We start from the raw sequence: 15,880 nt of genomic DNA, 5'->3' as shown, positions 1-15,880 counted from the left end.
CTCTGACGAACGCGAACAGCCCGACGCAAATCCTTGACGAGAGCCTTGGCGCGCCTTCACAAAAGTGTCACCGCAGCTTCACCGATCCGTCAGGGACTCTCGTCATCGACGAAACACCAGACGCCGCCTCAAGTCCGGGGCCGGGCAGCACACGGGGGATGCAATGACCGAGATTATCCGTACCGACATCGGCTATGACGACGGCGACGTCGACACCAACCGCAGCACCGGCCCCAGCCTCAACGACCTGATCGATCAGCGCTATTCGCGGCGCGAGACGCTGCGCAGCGGCGTCGGTGCGATGGCGATGGCGGTGTTCGGCAGCACCGCGCTGGCGGCGTGCGACAACAATGACGACGACAACGGCACGGGCAATCCCCCGCCCACCGTCTCCGCCACGGCCTCGCCCGCGACCGCGACGGCCGGCACGCTGGTGACCGTCACCGGCACCGCCACCGACGACGGCTCCGTCACCGCCACTACCTTCACCCAGGTCAGCGGCCCGGTCGTGTCGTTGAGCGCGACCACCGGCACCTCCACCACCTTCGTCGCGCCGGCGGTATCGTCGACGACCTCGGTCGCGATCCGCTTCGCCGCGACCGACAATTCGGGCAACACCTCCAGCGCCGATGCGATCGTCAGCGTCTCCGCCGCGAAGCTCAGCTTTACCGCGGTGGCCAAGAACAAGAACGACGTGGTGACGGTGCCGGCCGGCTATACCGTCGGCGTGCTCTACCGCACCGGCGACCCGATCACCGCCGACACCGCGGCATACAAGAACGACGGCACCGACACGGGCTTCGCCAACCGCGCCGGCGACCATCATGACGCGATGCACTGGTTCGGCCTCGCCAGCGACGGATCGCGCGACGACCAGAGCTCGACGCGCGGCCTGCTGGCGATGAACCATGAGAACATCAACCAGGCCTATCTCCATGTGAACGGCCCGACCTCCCCGGGCGGCGCGCGGCCGGAGAGCGAGGCGATCAAGGAGATCGAGGCGCACGGCGTCAGCGTCGTCGAGGTGACGAAGAGCTCCGCCGGCTGGGGCTATGTCCAGGCGAGCAGCTACAACCGCCGCGTCACGCCCAATACGCCGGTGGTGTTCAACGGGCCGGTCAAGGGGTCGAGCCTGATCCAGACCGCCTTCTCGACCGACGGCAGCCAGGGCCGCGGCACGCTCAACAACTGCGCCAACGGCTATACGCAGTGGGGCACGCTGCTCACCTGCGAGGAGAATTGGGCCGGCTATTTCCGCCGCCCCGCCGCGGCCGACAATCCGCGCCGCTCCGCCAAGGAAGTGACCGCGCTCACCCGTTACGGCGTCACCAGCAGCAGCGGCAATTTCGGCTGGGCGACCGTGGCGCCCGCCGACGGTAGCAACACCAGCTATCGCCGCTTCGACGCGCAGGCGACCGGCGGCTCGGCGACCACGGATTTCCGCAACGAGCCCAACCAGTTCGGCTGGGTGGTCGAGATCGATCCTTACGACAAGAGCAAGACGCCGCGGAAGCGCACCGCGCTCGGCCGCATGAACCACGAGGGCTGCTGGCCCTCGCCGTTCGTCGCCGGGGTCAAGCCCGCCTTCTACATGGGCGACGACGCGGTGAACGAATATCTCTACAAGTTCGTCTCGGCGACCGCCTGGGTCGCGGCGGATGCGACCAATGCCGACCGGCTGGCGATGGGCGACAAATATCTCGACAGCGGCACACTCTACGTCGCGCAGTTCAAGGCGGACGGCACCGGCACCTGGCTGCCGCTGACCTTCGGCACCGCGCCGCTGACCAGCGCCAACACCACCTATCCGTTCGCCGACCAGGCCGACGTGCTGACCCACGCCCGGCTCGCCGGCGATGCGCTGGCGGCGACCAAGATGGACCGGCCGGAATGGACCGCAGTCAATCCGGCGACCGGCGAGGTCTATCTCACCCTCACCAACAATTCGACGCGTACCCCGGCCAACGCCGACGCCGCGAACCCGCGTGCCTACAAGGACCCGCCCAGCACCTCGATCGGCAACCGCAACGGCCACATCATCCGCCTGCGCGAGGCCAGCAACAGCTCGGAGGCGACGACCTTCACCTGGGACATCTATCTGTTCGGTGCGGGGCAGGACCTCGATCCGGCCAACATCAACGTCTCGGGCCTCACCTCCGACAATGATTTCTCAAGCCCCGACGGCTGCTGGTTCTCGCGCAATTCCAACGTCGCCGGCCAGGCCACGCCGCTGCTGTGGATCCAGACCGACGACAGCGCCTATCTGGACGTCACCAACTGCATGATGCTGGCGGCGATCCCGGGCATCGTCGGCGACGGCGGCGACGCGGCCAACAAGACCATTGTCAACACCAACGCCGACGGCACCACCGTCAGCGTCGCGACCAAGGTCGGCAAGGCGCCGGGCACCAATCTCAAGCGCTTCCTGGTCGGCCCGCTCGAGGCCGAGATCACCGGCGTCGACACCACGCCCGACGGCCGCACGATGTTCGTCAACATTCAGCACCCCGGCGAGAACGGCAACACGACCAACATCACCAGCCACTGGCCGGCCAACCAGGCGACCGGCAGCGATCCCAGCAACTCGCGCCCGCGCTCGGCAACGATCGTGATCCAGCGCACCGACGGCGGGGTCATCGGGCTCTGACCGGCCGATCGGCTGAAGGGAAAAGGGGCTGCTTCGGCGGCCCCTCTTTTTGCATTCCCGTCACCCCGGCGAAGGCCGGGGCCCACCGTGCCGCATGTGCCGGACAAGAGGTTTAGGCGTCAGAACTAGACGCTTGGTGGACCCCGGCCTTCGCCGGGGTGACGGAGGGGTAGTCTCAGCGATCCCCCCGCGTCACCACCTGGGCGGTGCCGTCGCGGCCGAGCAGGATGCCGTAATATTTCTTGTCGCTGCACTGCGCGACGTAGAGCGGCTGACCGCTCAACCCTTCGCCCTGGCGGTGCGCTTCGACCACGCCCTGGCAGTCGAAGCCGGCATCGCGGATCGCACGGATGAACACGCCCTTGCGCTGGCCCTCCGGCAAGGCCGCGACCTGGTTCTGGAAGGCGCTCGGCGGCTCGGCCGTAGGCTCGGCGGCCGGCTGGCTGGGCGTGCCGCCGCCGCAGCCGGCGAGCAGCAAGACGGGCAGGAGACTCAGGCGTCGCATCGGCGGCATTGTCGCGCCGTCGGGCGCGGACGGCAAGCGCCTCATCCCTCGCCGCGCCCGACCAGGTCGCGCACCACCGCGCGATAGTTGCGCCCGACCGGCAGCTGCTCGCCGTCGACGGTGACGATCGTATAGCCCCCCGCCGGCCGTCGCCGGATCGACGCTACCCGGTCGCGGTTGATGATATGCGAGCGGTGGATGCGCAGAAACCGCGCCGGATCGAAACGCTCGATCAGGCTGCTGATCGGCTCGCGATGCAGGTAGGATACGGCGCCGTGGTAGAGACGGACATATTCGCCCTCGGCCTGGACGCGATCGACCTCACCGAGAGCGATCCGTACGCTCTCGCCGCGACGCTGGACCCAGAGATAGCCGCGCTCGCCGCTCTCGCTCTGCCGCTCGGCCCTGAGCACCTCGAGCTGACGGGCGAGGTCGGCGAGGCGCGCGGCGGCGCTGCGGTCCTCGATCGCGCGCCGCACCCGCTCGATCGCGGTCTCGAGCCGGGCGAGTCGTACCGGCTTGGTCAGGAAATCGATCGCGCCGCTGTCGAAGGCATGGGCGGCGAACTGCGGATAGGCGGTGACGAACACGATCAGCGGCGACGGTCCGCCGGCGAGCGCCAGCGCCTCGACCACGTCGAAGCCGTCGAGCGCCGGCATTTCGACGTCGAGCATCGCGACATCGGGCGCGAGCGCGGCGATGGCGTCGAGCGCGGCGCGGCCATTGCTGGCGGTCCCCACCACCTCGACATCGGGAATGCGCGCGGCGAGATCGCGCAGCCGTTCGATCGCGAGCGGCTCGTCGTCGCAGAGCAGCAGCCGGATCATGGACGGCGCTCTAGCGGAATCGAGAAGCGGACCGCGAAGCCGCCGTCGGGTTCCGGGCCGGCGGCGAAGGCGCAGTCCTCGCCGTAGCGGGCGGCGAGACGCTCGGCGACGTTGCGCAGACCGACGCCGGTCCCTTCCGATTTCGTCCGGGCGGCGGCGCCGTTGCCGCCGGTGTCGTGCACGCGGATATCGACGCGCCCGCCCTCGACCCGGGCCTGGATGTGGAGCGTCACCGGCGTCGTCGAGGCCGCCACCGCATGACGCACCGCATTCTCGACGATCGGCTGGATGATGAGGCTCGGCACCAGCGCCTTGCGCGCCTCGGGCGGGACGTCGATCGCCACCTTGAGCCGGTCGGGGAAGCGCTCCGCCTCGATCGCGAGGTAGAGCGACTGGAGCTCGATCTCGCGCGCGAGCGGGATGTCCTCGTTGGGATCGATCGCGAGGCCGGCGCGGAGGAAGTCCGACAGATTCTCGACCATCCGCTCCGCCGGCTCGACCGCGCTGGTCGAGATCAGCGAGGCGATCGAGTTCAGCGTGTTGAACATGAAATGCGGATTGAGCTGGTAGCGCAGCGCCCTGAGGTGCGCGGTATGCGCCTCGCGCTCGAGCATCGCCGCGCGCCGCTCATATTCGCGCATCTCCGCCGAATAGACCACCGACAGCAAGAGGCCCGACAGCGCCGAATAGGCCCAGAACCATTGCAGCACCGCCAGCGCATAGCTGGCGACGCTCGCGTCCTGCCAATTGCGGATCGGCATGAACAGGTGGAAGATCAGGAAGTTGGCGACCGCATGCAGCACCGAGCACACCAGCGCCGCCACCACCGCCAGCACCAGCCGGCGCGACAGCGCGGCGCCGCGCGTGCGGCGGTGGAAATCCGCAATCCCGAACGACAGCGCGATGCCGATCACGGTGACGATAGCGCGCGGCGGCAGGAAGCTGGCGTCGTCGTCGGCGCCGGTCATCAGGCGGCCGGCGGTCATCACGCCGAACTGCGCCGCCCAGAACAGCAGGATGGTGGCGGTGGTGATGCGCCGCGTGAGCTGCTCGGAGAATTGCAGCTGCGACGCCGGTTGCACGGCGGCGTTCATGGAGGAGTGCTATTACGCACGCCGCACCGCTGCCAAGCGCGAGCCGTGCCGTTGGTGGGACGAGCCGTGCGGTTCGTGGCGCGGCAGGCCCTTCGTCGCAATGCGGCCGGCATTGGCAACATTCGGCTGCCTGCTGCCGGCACAGCGCCATAGCGTGGCGCCATGTTCATCGCGTCCCACTCCGACAGCTTCCTGCTCTCCGCCGGCGAGCGGAGGCCGCTCGTCAAGCGTGGAGCCGTGACGATGTCGGTCGATCCGGTCGAGATCCACTGGAATGCCGAGCGCGTGCCCTTGTCGCCGATCGAGGCGACGCTGCTCGGCGCGCTGATCCGCCGCAGCCGGATGCGCTGGGACGACGTCCATATGCTGCTCGCCGAGCATGGCTGCAGCTCCGACTCCCGCGACGTGCTGATCCACCGCATCCGCCGCAAGTTCGAGGGCGTAGGCGCATGCGATCCGATCGAGACGCTGCGCGGCTGGGGCATCCGCTTCCGCGCCGAAGCGGATGCGGAAGGGTCGACCGCCTTCTGGATCGGCGTGCGCGAAGGCGATCCGCTGCCGGCCTAAATTAGCCCTTTGCCCTCTCCCCTTGATAGGGGAGAGGGATACCGCAGCTTGGCGCTTTGGCGCCTAGCGGAGGTTGGGAGAGGGGTAGATCGGCGCGTAGCGCCGAGCGTCTGCTTCGCAGCCGCCCACCCCTCTCCCAGCTTCGACTAGGCAGCAAGCTGCCAAGTCTGCGCAACCCTCTCCCCTCCTGCGGAGGGGCGAGGGCAAAGGCTGAAGGTCGACCCAGCCTCAGCAGCCGTATCCATCTGCCAATCTTTTGCGACAAATCGCTGCTAGGCCGCGGCCGGTGGAGCCGGGGCACGCCCGGACATGGACTGGGCGGGGTCTCGATGCGCTTGAGCGGGGTGGTGTTGCTGGGGATGATCATGACCTGGCCGGCGGCGGCACAGGTCGCGCCCGACCAGCCGTCGAGTCCCGTCGGCGAGGACGTCGACGGCGGCGGTCCCGACGAGGAGCTCGGCCCCGACATCACCGTCACCGGCCAACGCGAGCGCGGCGCGGTGCCGGGCGACATCAAGCCGGATATCCAGCTCCGCCCGGCCGACATCCGATCCTATGGCGTCAGCTCGATCGACGAGCTGCTGACGGAGCTCGGCCCGCAGGTGCGCAGCGATCAGGGGCCGGGCGGCGCGCCGGTGGTGCTGCTCAACGGCCGGCGCATCTCCAGCTTCCGCGAGATCCGCGATATCCCGACCGAGGCGATCGAGCGCGTCGACATCCTGCCCGAGGAAGCGGCGCTCGGGCTTGGCTACCGCCCCGACCAGCGCGTCGTGAACATCGTGCTGCGCCGCCGATTCCGTGCCTATACCGGCGAGCTGCGTGGCGGCGGCACCACCGAGGGCGGCCGCTATACCGCGCAGGCCGATGCCAACCGGCTGCGGATCAACCGCGACGAGCGCTTCAACCTCAACCTCCATTATGACGGCGCGACCCCGCTCTACGAGCGTGACCGCGACATCATCCCGACCACGCCGACCCGGCCCTACAGCATCGTCGGCAACGTCACGCCTGTCGCAGGCGCGGACGAGATCGATCCCGCGCTGAGCGCGCTCGCCGGACAGCAGATGACAGTCGCGGGCGTACCCCAGTGGGTCAGCGGCCGCCCGGCGCTCGGCGATTTCCTGCTGCCGCCCAACCCGAGCAGCGTCGCCAATTACCGCACCCTCGCCGCCGCGACGCGCGAATTCTCCGCCAACGGCACCTACAGCCGTACCATCTTCGGCGACGTCACCGCCTCATTGAACGGCAGTTTCGAGGCGACGGTGAGCGATTCGCGGCTGGGGCTCGGCAGCGGCAGCCTGAATGTGCCGGCGGGCAATCCCTTCTCGCCCTTCACTACGCCGGTCATGGTCGACCGCTATTTCGTAGAGGCGGGTGCGCGGCAGCGCCAGGTCGACGGCAATGTCGGCCATCTCGGCGCGACGCTGGGCGGCGACGTCGGCAAGTGGCGCTGGTCGTTCACCGCCAATGCCGACCGCACCTTCTCCCGCACCTTGAGCGACAATGCGCTCGACCTCGCCGCGGTGCAGGCGCGCATCGATGCCGGTGATTCGAGCGTCAACCCGTTCGCTCTGCTCGATCCGGCGCTGCTCGGCGACTATCGGCGCGATTATGCACGTTCCGTCACTACCTCCGCCGATGCCGAGGCGACCGCGAGCGGGCCGCTGCTGAAGCTGCCGGGCGGCAATCTCGTCGCCTCGTTCAAGTCGGGGTTCGAGACCGACGCCTTCGACGCGCGCGCGATCCGCGGCGGCCTGATCAGCGACCCAAGCAATCTCGACCGCCAGACCGGCAGCGTTCAGGCGAGCGTCGACGTGCCGCTGACCAGCCGGCGCACCGGCTTTCTCGGCGCGGTCGGCAATCTGTCGGTCAACGCCAACGCCGCGCTCGACCATCTGTCCGACTTCGGCGACCTCAAGACCACCGGCTATGGCGCGCGCTGGTCGCCGATCGACGCGATCCGGCTGATCTTCTCGGTGACCGAGACCGAGGGTGCGCCGTCGATGGCGCAGCTCGGCAACCCGACCGTGGTGACGCCCGACACGCGCGTGTTCGACTATGTCCGCGGCGAGAGCGTCGACATCACCAGCGTCACCGGCGGCAATTCCGCGCTGCGGGCGGAGAACCGGCGCGTGACCAAGCTGGGGCTCACGCTGAAGCCGCTCGGCAGCAGCGATCTCACGCTCACCGCCAACTATCTCAAGAAGCGCACCCTCAATCCGATCGCGAACTTTCCGAGCCCGACCGCGGCGATCGAGGCGGCCTTTCCCGATCGCATTATCCGCGCCGCGAGCACGGACCCGGATGAGCCAGGCCAGCTGCTCCGGATCGACAGCCGTCCCGTCAATTTCGCACGCGAGGACAGCGAGGAGCTGCGCTGGGGCATCAACTTCTCGAAGCGGATCGGCCCAGCCCCGCCGCCGCGACCCGCCGGAGGGTACGGCGCCTTCCGCCGCCGCCAGCAGCAGGAGGCCGCCGAACGCGCCGCCGCCGATGCAGCGACGACGGCGCCGACCGAAACGCCGAGCCAGGATCGCGACCAATCGGCTCCGGCTACGGGCCAGTCGCAGACGGGGGAAACGCGATCGCCCGACAGCGGTCCTGGCGAGCGTCCCGGCGGTGGGTTCGGCCGCGGCTTCGGCGGCAGGGGATTCGGCGGCTTCGGCGGGCGCGGCGGCGGCGGACGCGGCGGGCGGCTGCAATTCGCCTTCTACCACACCTGGCATTTCGAGGACCGCATCCTGATCCGGCCGGGCGTGCCGATCATCGACCAGCTCAATGGCGGCGCGACCGGCAACCAGGGCGGACAACCGCGCCACGAGCTCGAGCTGCAGGCGGGCGGTACCCTGGCCGGCTACGGCATCCGCCTGTCCGGCAACTGGCAGTCGGGCAGCACGGTGCAGGGCGGCACCGCCGCGGCGCCGACCGACCTGCGCTTCGCCCCGCTCGCGACCTTCAACCTGAGGCTGTTCACCAATTTCCAGCCTAACATGGCGCTGGCGCGCGAGCACCGCTGGCTGATCGGCACGCGGGTGACGCTCAGCATCACTAACCTGTTCGACGCCAAGCTCAAGGTGACCGACGCGACCGGCGCGACGCCGATCAACTACCAGCCCGACCTGCTCGATCCGACCGGCCGGACGATCAGGCTCAGTATCCGCAAGCTGTTCTTTTAGGGGACCTCCCTTCCCGCCAGGCTGCGCGCGCGGCCATAGAGGAAATAGAACGCCAGCCCGATCGCGTTCCAGCCGAGGAAGCGGGTCAGCGTGTGCAGCGGCAGGCTCGACATCAGATAGAGACAGCCCAGGATCGCGAGCGACCCCACCACATAGGGCGCCGGGCAGCGGAACACGCGCGGCAGGTCCGGCCGCGTGCGGCGCAGGATCATCATGCACGCCGCCACCGCGATGAAGGCGAGCAGCGTGCCGGCGTTGGCGAGCTCGGCGATCTCGTCGAGGCGGAAGAAACCGGCGACCGATGCCACGAAGACGCCGGTGACGGCGGTGATCAGCGCCGGCGTGCCCGTCCGCGCCGACACGCGGCTGAGCACGCGCGGCAGCAGCCCGTCGCGCGCCATCACGAAGAACACCCTGCTCTGGCCGTACATCATCACCAGGATCACCGACGGCAGCGCGATCAGCGCGGCGAGCCCGATCGCCCAGGCGGCGGCCGGATGCTGGAGCGTGCGCAGCACATGCGCGAGCGGCTCGGCCGACTTGCCGAGATCGGCGTAGCCGACCGCCCCTACCGCCGCCAGCGCGACCGCCATGTAGATCAGCGCGCACGCCGCCATCGATCCGACGATGCCGATGGTGAGGTCGCGGCCCGGGTCCTTGGCCTCCTCGGCCGAGGTCGCGACGGTGTCGAAGCCGTAGAAGGCGAAGAACACGATCGCCGCCGCCGCCATCACCCCGCGCTTGACCCCGTCGGGTCCGACCGCGCTGCCGAAGCCATAGGGCATGAACGGCTCGAAATTGCTGCCGGTGAAGGCGGGCAGCGCCAGCGCGACGAACAGCGCGAGCGCTGTCATCTTGATGACGACGAGGACGATGTTGAAGGTCGCGCTCTCGCGCGTGCCGGCGATCAGCATCCCCGCGATCGCCAGCGCGACCAGCACCGCGGGCAGGTTGATGATGCCGCCGCCGTGCGGACCCGACAGCAGCTCGGGCGGCAGGTGGACGCCCAGTTGCTCGATCCAGCCGACCAGATAGGCCGACCAGCCGACCGCGACGGTGCTGCTCGCCAGCGAATATTCGAGGATCAGGCTCCACCCCACCACCCAGGCGAGCGTCTCGCCGATCACCGAATAGGTATAGGTATAGGCGCTGCCCGCGGTCGGGATCAGCGTCGCCATCTCGGCATAGGCGAGCGCGGCGAAGGCACAGACCGCGCCGGCGATGGCGAAGGACAGGATCACTGCGGGCCCGGCGCGGTCGGCACCGACTCCGGTCAGCGTGTAGATGCCCGTCCCGACGATCGCGCCGATGCCGAGCGCGATCAGATGCGGCCAGCTCAGCGTCTTGCGCAGCTTGCGGTCGGGCTCGGCCGCCGCCTCGGTATCGAGCGGCTTGAGCGGCCCCAATAATCCTCGCGCCAAATGTCCCTCCCCTGGTTCTTATCGATCGGGACCTCGTAGCGGTTGCCCGCTTCCCGATCGAGAGGGGATCGCCGATCAGGCCGCGGCGGAGAGCTGCCGGCGGAGATCGTGGAGCGTGTTCCGGATATGCGCCGCGGTGAGCTCGTGCAGCCGCTCGCCGTCGCGCGCCAGCCATGCATCGAGGATCGTCCTGTGCTCCTCGACCGCGCGCTCGTCATGGCCCAGCGATTCGAGGTGCTTGCGGACATAGCGTTCCGACAGCGTATGCAGCCGCTCGAGGATGCCGACGGCGACCTGGCGCGCGCTCGGCCGCAGCAGGGCCAGGTGAAAGGCACGGTTGAAGGCGCCCGCCCCCTCTCCGCCCGCACCGATCACCTGCTCGAGCGAAGCCAGCCTTTCGCGGGCGATCATGCGATCCTCCTCGCTCGCGTTCAGCGCCGCGGCGACGGTGACGATGGGTTCGAGCGTGAGGCGCAGGTCGTAGACCTCCTCGGCCTCGGCGGCGCTGAGCGCGCGCACGAAGAAGCCGCGGTTGACGTGCGATTGCACCAGCCCTTCCTGCTCCAATCGGGCCAGCGCCTCACGCAGCGGAATCTTGCTGACGCCGAATTCGCTCGCCAGCGCGTCCTGGCGGATCGGGCTGCCGGGCAATACCCCGCCGGAGAGGATGCGGTCGCGGACCAGGTCGACGAGCTGGTCGGAGAGGTTACGGACGGTCAGGCTCACACGAGGACTCCCGTCAAAGCGGCGGAATGAGGAAGAGCTGGAGCAGCTTGGCGGTGAGGCTCCGCATCTCGCTGTCCTCCTGGCCGAGCATGTCGCGCAGGTGCGGCCCGATCACCGCGTCGCCGAATGCGCAGACGGCTATCATCAGCACCGCCGACCGGATGCGGGCTTCGGCCCCGGCATCGACGAACTTGTCGCTGAGCGCCGCGACCAGCGAATTGACCGCCTCGCGGATCGGCTCGAGATGCCGGAAGTCGCGCGACAGCGCGATCCAGGCGGCGAGCTGGCCCGCACCCCCGTCATCGAACGCGTCGAACACCTGGTCGACGAGCGAGCGCGGTGCCGCGGCATCGCTGCGCAGATGGTCGACCGCCTCCTCGAGCGCGCCGATGAGGTCGCGGATCATCGACCCCATCAGCGCCGACTGCAGCCCCGCTGCCGAGCCGAAATGATGGAGGACGTTGGCGTGCGACATGCCGATCTCGCGCCCGACGTTGGCGAGCGTGACTGCCGCCGGCCCCTGATCGAGCAGCAGCTTGCGCGCCGCCACCAGCCCTTCTTCGCGCGCCTCATCCCCTTGCCGCTTGCGCCGCCGCACGCGCACCGGCTTCGCTTCGCTCATCTCGACAGGTCCCCTCTCGCTCGCACGCCTACACTCCCCCGATTGGACATCGGTGTAGATACATTGCGCCGCCCATCATAGCCCAATTCCGTCCCGCCGACTCCCTCTCTCGGATAACGGGTGCACGGGAACTTGCGCCGGCTCGTCGCGTTTGATATTAACATCAATGTTAATTTGAGTCGCGCAAGGAGCGATCGGATGAGCGAGACCACCCCACGGACCCCGGCCGACCTGGCCATCAACAAGCGCGACTGGAAGTTCGGCCGCGACGCGCCGCCGCCGCGCTGGTGGCATGGCGGCGATCCCGGTCGCACCGCTTTCTTCAACGCGCTGTCGTCGACCTTCCCGCTCGGCGAGAAGTTCTTCATGACCTCGATCAAGCCCTATCGCGACGGCACGCCCGAGCCGCTGCGCAGCCAGATCGACGATTTCATGTACCAGGAATCGATGCACTCGCGGGAGCATGTCGTCTTCAACCGCCAGGCCGAGGATGCCGGCTACGACATCGCGCCGCTCGAGGAGCGCACGCGCCGCACGATCAGCTGGGCGAAGCGGCGGAGACCGATCGCGCAGCTCGCCGCCACCTGCGCGCTCGAGCACTATACCGCGGCACTGGCGCATGGTGCGCTGGCCGATCCCGCACATCTCGCCGGCGCGACGAGCGAGGCCAAGCGGCTGTGGCGCTGGCACGCGATCGAGGAGATCGAGCACAAGGCGGTCGCCTTCGACACCTGGAACCATGCGACGCGCGATATGCCGCGCCTGCGGCGCTGGGCGCTGCGCAGCGCGGTGATGGTGGCGGCGACGATCCGCTTTCACCGCGTGATCTTCGCCAACATCGCCGACCTGCTGCGGCAGGACGGGCGCAACGATCTCCGCACCTGGCTCCGCCTGCTCGCCTATCTCTACGGCCGGCCGGGCCCGATGCGGCTGCTGCTGCAGAGCGTCGTCGGCTATTTCCGCCCCGGCTTCCATCCCTGGCAGATTGACGACCGCGCGCTGCTGCGCGAGGCTATCGATACGCTGACTCCGCCACAGGCCGCTGCCGCATGAAGCTCCTCCTTGCCGTCACTGCCTCCGCGGCGATGCTGGTCGCCGCCGCACCCGCCCCGCCAGCCGACATCACCGGCCTCTGGGCGACGGGGAGCAACGATGGCCGCGTCCAGATCTACCGCTGCGGCGCGGCGCTGTGCGGCCGCGTCGTCGATGCCGCACCGCTGCGCGCCGATCCCGACCGCCGCGACATCCGCAACGCCGATCCGAAGCTGCGCGAGCGGCGGCTCAAGGGGCTGGTGGTGCTGCAGGGCTTCACCGGCGGCCCGACCGATTGGAAGGGCGGTCCGGTCTATGACCCCGAGACGGGGAGCGGGGCCAGCAAGGGCTATCTCAAGCTCCGCCCCGACGGGAAGCTCGAGATCAAGGGCTGCGTCGCCTTCTTCTGCCGCACCAAGGTGTGGACGCGGGCGGGTTGAGCGGGACCGCGCTCTCCCTCGTCATTCCCGCGAAGGCGGGAATCCATTGTCGCTGAAGGCCGTGAGACTCACGAGAGCCAGCCAGAATGGATTCCCGCCTTCGCGGGAATGACGATAGGAGTTTATGCGGCCGGACCGCTGTCTGCCGTGCGCTCGGGCCGGATATAAACCGCCGAGATGCGCGGCCAGCGGTCCATCAGCGTGTCCTCGATGCGCTCGATCAGACGCTCCAGCTCGCCCGCCGTCACCGAATCGACGAAGTCGACGCTCATCGCGATGAAGATCTTGTCGGGTGCGGTGTGGATCGTGCGGACATGATTGACGTGCGTCACCTCCGGCAGGCCGGCGACGCAGGCGCGCACCGCGGCGGTCAGCGCCGGGTCGGCACGCTCGCCGATCAGCAGGCCCTTCGATTCCCGGGCCAACAGCGCTGCGACCACTGCCAGCACCGCGCCGATCGCGATCGAGGCGATGCCGTCCCACTTGGGATCGCCGGTTGCATGGCTGAGGTAGACGCCGAGTGCGGCGATGAGGATGCCGGCCATCGCCGCCGAATCCTCGAACAGCACGATGAAGCTCGGTGGGTCCTTCGAGCTGCGGATCGCGCGCCACCAGCCGAGATCGCCCTTGGCACGGCCGAAGGTGCGCACGGCGATCCACCATGAGCCGCCCTCCAGCACGAGCGCGACCGCCAGCACGATGTAGTTGATCAGCGGATCGCGCAGCGCCTCGGGATATTGGAGGTGGACGACGCCTTCGTACACCGACAGGCCCGCGCCGGTCGCGAAGATCAGGATCGCGACGACGAAGCTCCAGAAATAGAGCTCGCGGCCGTAGCCGAAAGGGTGGATCTCGTCGGGCGGCCGTTCGGCGCGGCGCTTGCCGTAGAGCAGCAGCAGCTGGTTGCCGCTGTCGACCACCGAGTGGAACCCCTCGGTCAGCATCGCCGACGAGCCGGAGATCGCCGCCGCGACGAACTTGGCCACCGCGATGCCGAGATTGGCGGCCAGCGCCGCATAGAGGACGAGGTTCGACTTCCCTTCCACGGCGCCTTCCCGAGATTGCCGGAGCATAACCCGCCAGTTACCAGACGTTTCCCACGCCAGTCTCATCAGTCCGCGCCCTTGCCCGCTCGCCGGGAGCGGTGCAGAATGGCCGACGGACGCGGAACCCGGCCGCGCCAGACCGATTGAGCCCCTGACCGGGAACGACGAATCGGAGCATAGAGATGAGCGGGTCCCATGACTTCGACGTGTCGCGCCGCGGCGTCCTGATCGGCGGCGCGGCATCGGCGGCGGTCACCGCCGTACCCGGCGCGGCAAAGGTCCAGCGCGGAGCGAGCGACATGGCAGAACGACCGGTGACGGCTCCCGTCACGTTCGAGGTCAACGGCAAGAAGCGCGAGCTGACGCTCGACACGCGGACCACGCTGCTCGACGCGCTGCGCGAGCACCTCCATCTCACCGGCACCAAGAAGGGCTGCGACCACGGCCAGTGCGGCGCCTGCACGGTGATCGTCGACGGCCGCCGGATCAATTCGTGCCTGACGCTCGCGGTGATGCACGAGGGCGACAAGATCACCACGATCGAGGGCCTCGGCACCCCCGACAAGCTACATCCGATGCAGGCCGCCTTCGTCAAGCACGACGGCTACCAATGCGGCTATTGCACGCCCGGGCAGATCTGCTCGGCGGTGGCGGTGCTCGACGAGATCAAGGCGGGCATCCCCAGCCACGTCTCCGCCGACATCGCCGCGCTCCCCAACTTCACCGTCGAGGAGGTCCGCGAGCGGATGAGCGGCAACATCTGCCGCTGCGGCGCCTATTCCAACATCATCGAGGCGATCGCCGAGGTCGCGGGAGGAGCGAAGGCATGAAGGCGTTCAGCTACCAACGCGCGACCTCCCCCGCCGAGGCGGCGGCGCTGGTCGCCCGCACGCCCGGAGCCCGGTTCATCGCCGGCGGCACCAACCTGCTCGATCTGATGAAGCTGGAGATCGAGACGCCGACGCATTTGGTCGACGTCAACGGCCTCGCGCTCGACAAGATCGAGGAGACGCCGGACGGGGGCCTGCGCATCGGCGCGCTGGTCCGCAACACCGACCTCGCCGCCGACAGCCGCGTGCGGCGCGACTATGGCGTGCTCACGCGCGCGCTGGTCGCCGGCGCCTCGGGCCAGCTGCGCAACAAGGCGACCACCGCCGGCAACCTGCTCCAGCGCACCCGCTGCCCCTATTTCTACGACACCAACCAGCCCTGCAACAAACGCAAGCCCGGCAGCGGCTGTGGTGCGATCGGCGGGTTCAGCCGCGGCCATGCGGTGATCGGCTCCAGCGAGGCGTGCATCGCCACCAATCCCAGCGACATGGCGGTGGCGATGCGCGCGCTCGACGCGACGGTGGAGACGGTGAAGCCCGACGGCGCGACCCGCACCATCCCGATCGCCGAATTCCACCGCCTGCCCGGCGACACCCCGCATGTCGAGACCGTGCTCGCGCCGGGCGAGCTGATCACCGCGGTCACGCTGCCCAAGCCGGTCGGCGGCACGCAACTCTACCACAAGGTCCGCGACCGCGCGTCCTACGCCTTCGCGCTGGTCTCGGTCGCCGCGATCGTGCAGCGCGACGGCAGCGGCCGGGTGGCGGTCGGCGGCGTCGCGCACAAGCCGTGGCGCGTCGAGGCGGCCGAGGCGGCGATGCCGCGCGGCGCCAAGGCGGTGACCGCCCAGCTGCTCGCCGGCGCCAAGCCGACGCACGACAATGCCTTCAAGCTGCCGCTGGTCGAGCGCACGCTCGGCGCGGTACTGGCCGAAGCGAGGGCCTGA

14 protein-coding genes are annotated in these 15,880 nt (G+C 69.1%); 7 read left to right on the top strand and 7 right to left on the bottom strand.

The features are described 5' to 3' along the window. The first annotated feature begins 163 nt into the window (after positions 1 to 163). Positions 164 to 2,647: a PhoX family protein gene (locus tag LZK98_RS07470; RefSeq protein WP_233785769.1), complete on the top strand. Its 2,484-nt coding sequence runs from the start codon at positions 164 to 166 to the stop codon at positions 2,645 to 2,647. Positions 2,648 to 2,822: 175 nt separating this feature from the next. Here LZK98_RS07470 and LZK98_RS07465 read toward each other — a convergent pair whose 3' ends face one another. Genes LZK98_RS07465 through LZK98_RS07455 form a run of 3 tightly spaced genes read right to left on the bottom strand, consistent with a single transcriptional unit; the run spans position 2,823 to position 5,073 of the window. Next, on the bottom strand, positions 2,823 to 3,188 hold the full coding sequence (locus LZK98_RS07465) for a hypothetical protein (RefSeq protein WP_233785768.1): 366 nt from the start codon (positions 3,186 to 3,188) through the stop codon (positions 2,823 to 2,825). Positions 3,189 to 3,193: 5 nt separating this feature from the next. Then, entirely contained in the window at positions 3,194 to 3,979 is a 786-nt protein-coding gene (locus LZK98_RS07460) for a LytR/AlgR family response regulator transcription factor (protein ID WP_233785767.1), read from the bottom strand. Further along, a complete protein-coding gene (locus tag LZK98_RS07455) occupies positions 3,976 to 5,073 on the bottom strand; it encodes a sensor histidine kinase (RefSeq protein WP_233785766.1) in 1,098 nt (365 codons plus the stop codon). The genes LZK98_RS07460 and LZK98_RS07455 overlap by 4 nt, the downstream gene beginning before the upstream one ends. Positions 5,074 to 5,235: 162 nt before the next feature. Here LZK98_RS07455 and LZK98_RS07450 point away from each other — a divergent pair, with 162 nt between their 5' ends. Further along, complete coding sequence (locus LZK98_RS07450; RefSeq protein ID WP_233785765.1) at positions 5,236 to 5,640, top strand: winged helix-turn-helix domain-containing protein; 405 nt, start codon at positions 5,236 to 5,238, stop codon at positions 5,638 to 5,640. A gap of 329 nt (positions 5,641 to 5,969) precedes the next feature. Next, complete coding sequence (locus tag LZK98_RS07445) at positions 5,970 to 8,816, top strand: TonB-dependent receptor (protein ID WP_233785764.1); 2,847 nt, start codon at positions 5,970 to 5,972, stop codon at positions 8,814 to 8,816. Here LZK98_RS07445 and LZK98_RS07440 read toward each other — a convergent pair. The 3 genes from LZK98_RS07440 to LZK98_RS07430 all read right to left on the bottom strand — a co-directional run bounded on the left by LZK98_RS07440 (position 8,813) and on the right by LZK98_RS07430 (position 11,585). Then, entirely contained in the window at positions 8,813 to 10,237 is a 1,425-nt protein-coding gene (locus tag LZK98_RS07440) for an amino acid permease (RefSeq protein WP_233785763.1), read from the bottom strand. The genes LZK98_RS07445 and LZK98_RS07440 overlap by 4 nt on opposite strands. 75 nt (positions 10,238 to 10,312) lie before the next feature. Then, positions 10,313 to 10,963 (bottom strand): GntR family transcriptional regulator, encoded by a 651-nt coding sequence (locus LZK98_RS07435; protein ID WP_233785762.1) that lies wholly within the window; start codon positions 10,961 to 10,963, stop codon positions 10,313 to 10,315. A gap of 13 nt (positions 10,964 to 10,976) precedes the next feature. Beyond that, the gene (locus LZK98_RS07430; RefSeq protein ID WP_233785761.1) at positions 10,977 to 11,585 is read right to left on the bottom strand and encodes a TetR/AcrR family transcriptional regulator; all 609 of its coding nucleotides are present in this window, start codon (positions 11,583 to 11,585) and stop codon (positions 10,977 to 10,979) included. A gap of 198 nt (positions 11,586 to 11,783) precedes the next feature. Between LZK98_RS07430 and LZK98_RS07425 the strand changes: the two genes are divergently transcribed. Both LZK98_RS07425 and LZK98_RS07420 read left to right on the top strand, forming a co-directional pair. Then, a complete protein-coding gene (locus LZK98_RS07425; RefSeq protein WP_233785760.1) occupies positions 11,784 to 12,638 on the top strand; it encodes a metal-dependent hydrolase in 855 nt (284 codons plus the stop codon). Then, a complete protein-coding gene (locus tag LZK98_RS07420) occupies positions 12,635 to 13,057 on the top strand; it encodes a DUF2147 domain-containing protein (RefSeq protein WP_233785759.1) in 423 nt (140 codons plus the stop codon). Before LZK98_RS07425 ends, LZK98_RS07420 begins: the two co-directional genes overlap by 4 nt. Positions 13,058 to 13,179: 122 nt before the next feature. Here the strand turns inward: LZK98_RS07420 and LZK98_RS07415 are convergent, their stop codons facing one another. Beyond that, positions 13,180 to 14,130 (bottom strand): cation diffusion facilitator family transporter, encoded by a 951-nt coding sequence (locus LZK98_RS07415; RefSeq protein WP_233785758.1) that lies wholly within the window; start codon positions 14,128 to 14,130, stop codon positions 13,180 to 13,182. A 155-nt stretch (positions 14,131 to 14,285) separates the two neighbouring features. On the opposite strand from LZK98_RS07415, the gene paoA reads away from it, so the two are divergent. Both paoA and LZK98_RS07405 read left to right on the top strand, forming a co-directional pair. Then, entirely contained in the window at positions 14,286 to 14,933 is a 648-nt protein-coding gene (gene paoA, locus LZK98_RS07410; protein WP_233785757.1) for an aldehyde dehydrogenase iron-sulfur subunit PaoA, read from the top strand. Next, positions 14,930 to 15,880 (top strand): FAD binding domain-containing protein, encoded by a 951-nt coding sequence (locus LZK98_RS07405; protein WP_233785756.1) that lies wholly within the window; start codon positions 14,930 to 14,932, stop codon positions 15,878 to 15,880. Before paoA ends, LZK98_RS07405 begins: the two co-directional genes overlap by 4 nt.

Origin of the sequence: Sphingomonas cannabina, from assembly GCF_021391395.1 — a bacterium.
GTDB classification, from domain to species: Bacteria; Pseudomonadota; Alphaproteobacteria; order Sphingomonadales; family Sphingomonadaceae; genus Sphingomonas; species Sphingomonas cannabina.
The sequence above is the reverse complement of the archived record's forward strand: the minus strand, read 5'-3'. Positions and strand labels throughout refer to the sequence as shown.

Coding starts and splice junctions, on each gene's coding strand:
- LZK98_RS07455 (WP_233785766.1), bottom strand. CDS start 5,073: ATGAACGCCGCCGTGCAACCGGCGTCGCAGCTGCAATTCTCCGAGCAG.
- LZK98_RS07420 (WP_233785759.1), top strand. CDS start 12,635: ATGAAGCTCCTCCTTGCCGTCACTGCCTCCGCGGCGATGCTGGTCGCC.
- LZK98_RS07425 (WP_233785760.1), top strand. CDS start 11,784: ATGAGCGAGACCACCCCACGGACCCCGGCCGACCTGGCCATCAACAAG.
- LZK98_RS07430 (WP_233785761.1), bottom strand. CDS start 11,585: ATGAGCGAAGCGAAGCCGGTGCGCGTGCGGCGGCGCAAGCGGCAAGGG.
- paoA (WP_233785757.1), top strand. CDS start 14,286: ATGAGCGGGTCCCATGACTTCGACGTGTCGCGCCGCGGCGTCCTGATC.
- LZK98_RS07460 (WP_233785767.1), bottom strand. CDS start 3,979: ATGATCCGGCTGCTGCTCTGCGACGACGAGCCGCTCGCGATCGAACGG.
- LZK98_RS07470 (WP_233785769.1), top strand. CDS start 164: ATGACCGAGATTATCCGTACCGACATCGGCTATGACGACGGCGACGTC.
- LZK98_RS07415 (WP_233785758.1), bottom strand. CDS start 14,130: ATGCTCCGGCAATCTCGGGAAGGCGCCGTGGAAGGGAAGTCGAACCTC.
- LZK98_RS07445 (WP_233785764.1), top strand. CDS start 5,970: ATGCGCTTGAGCGGGGTGGTGTTGCTGGGGATGATCATGACCTGGCCG.
- LZK98_RS07405 (WP_233785756.1), top strand. CDS start 14,930: ATGAAGGCGTTCAGCTACCAACGCGCGACCTCCCCCGCCGAGGCGGCG.
- LZK98_RS07450 (WP_233785765.1), top strand. CDS start 5,236: ATGTTCATCGCGTCCCACTCCGACAGCTTCCTGCTCTCCGCCGGCGAG.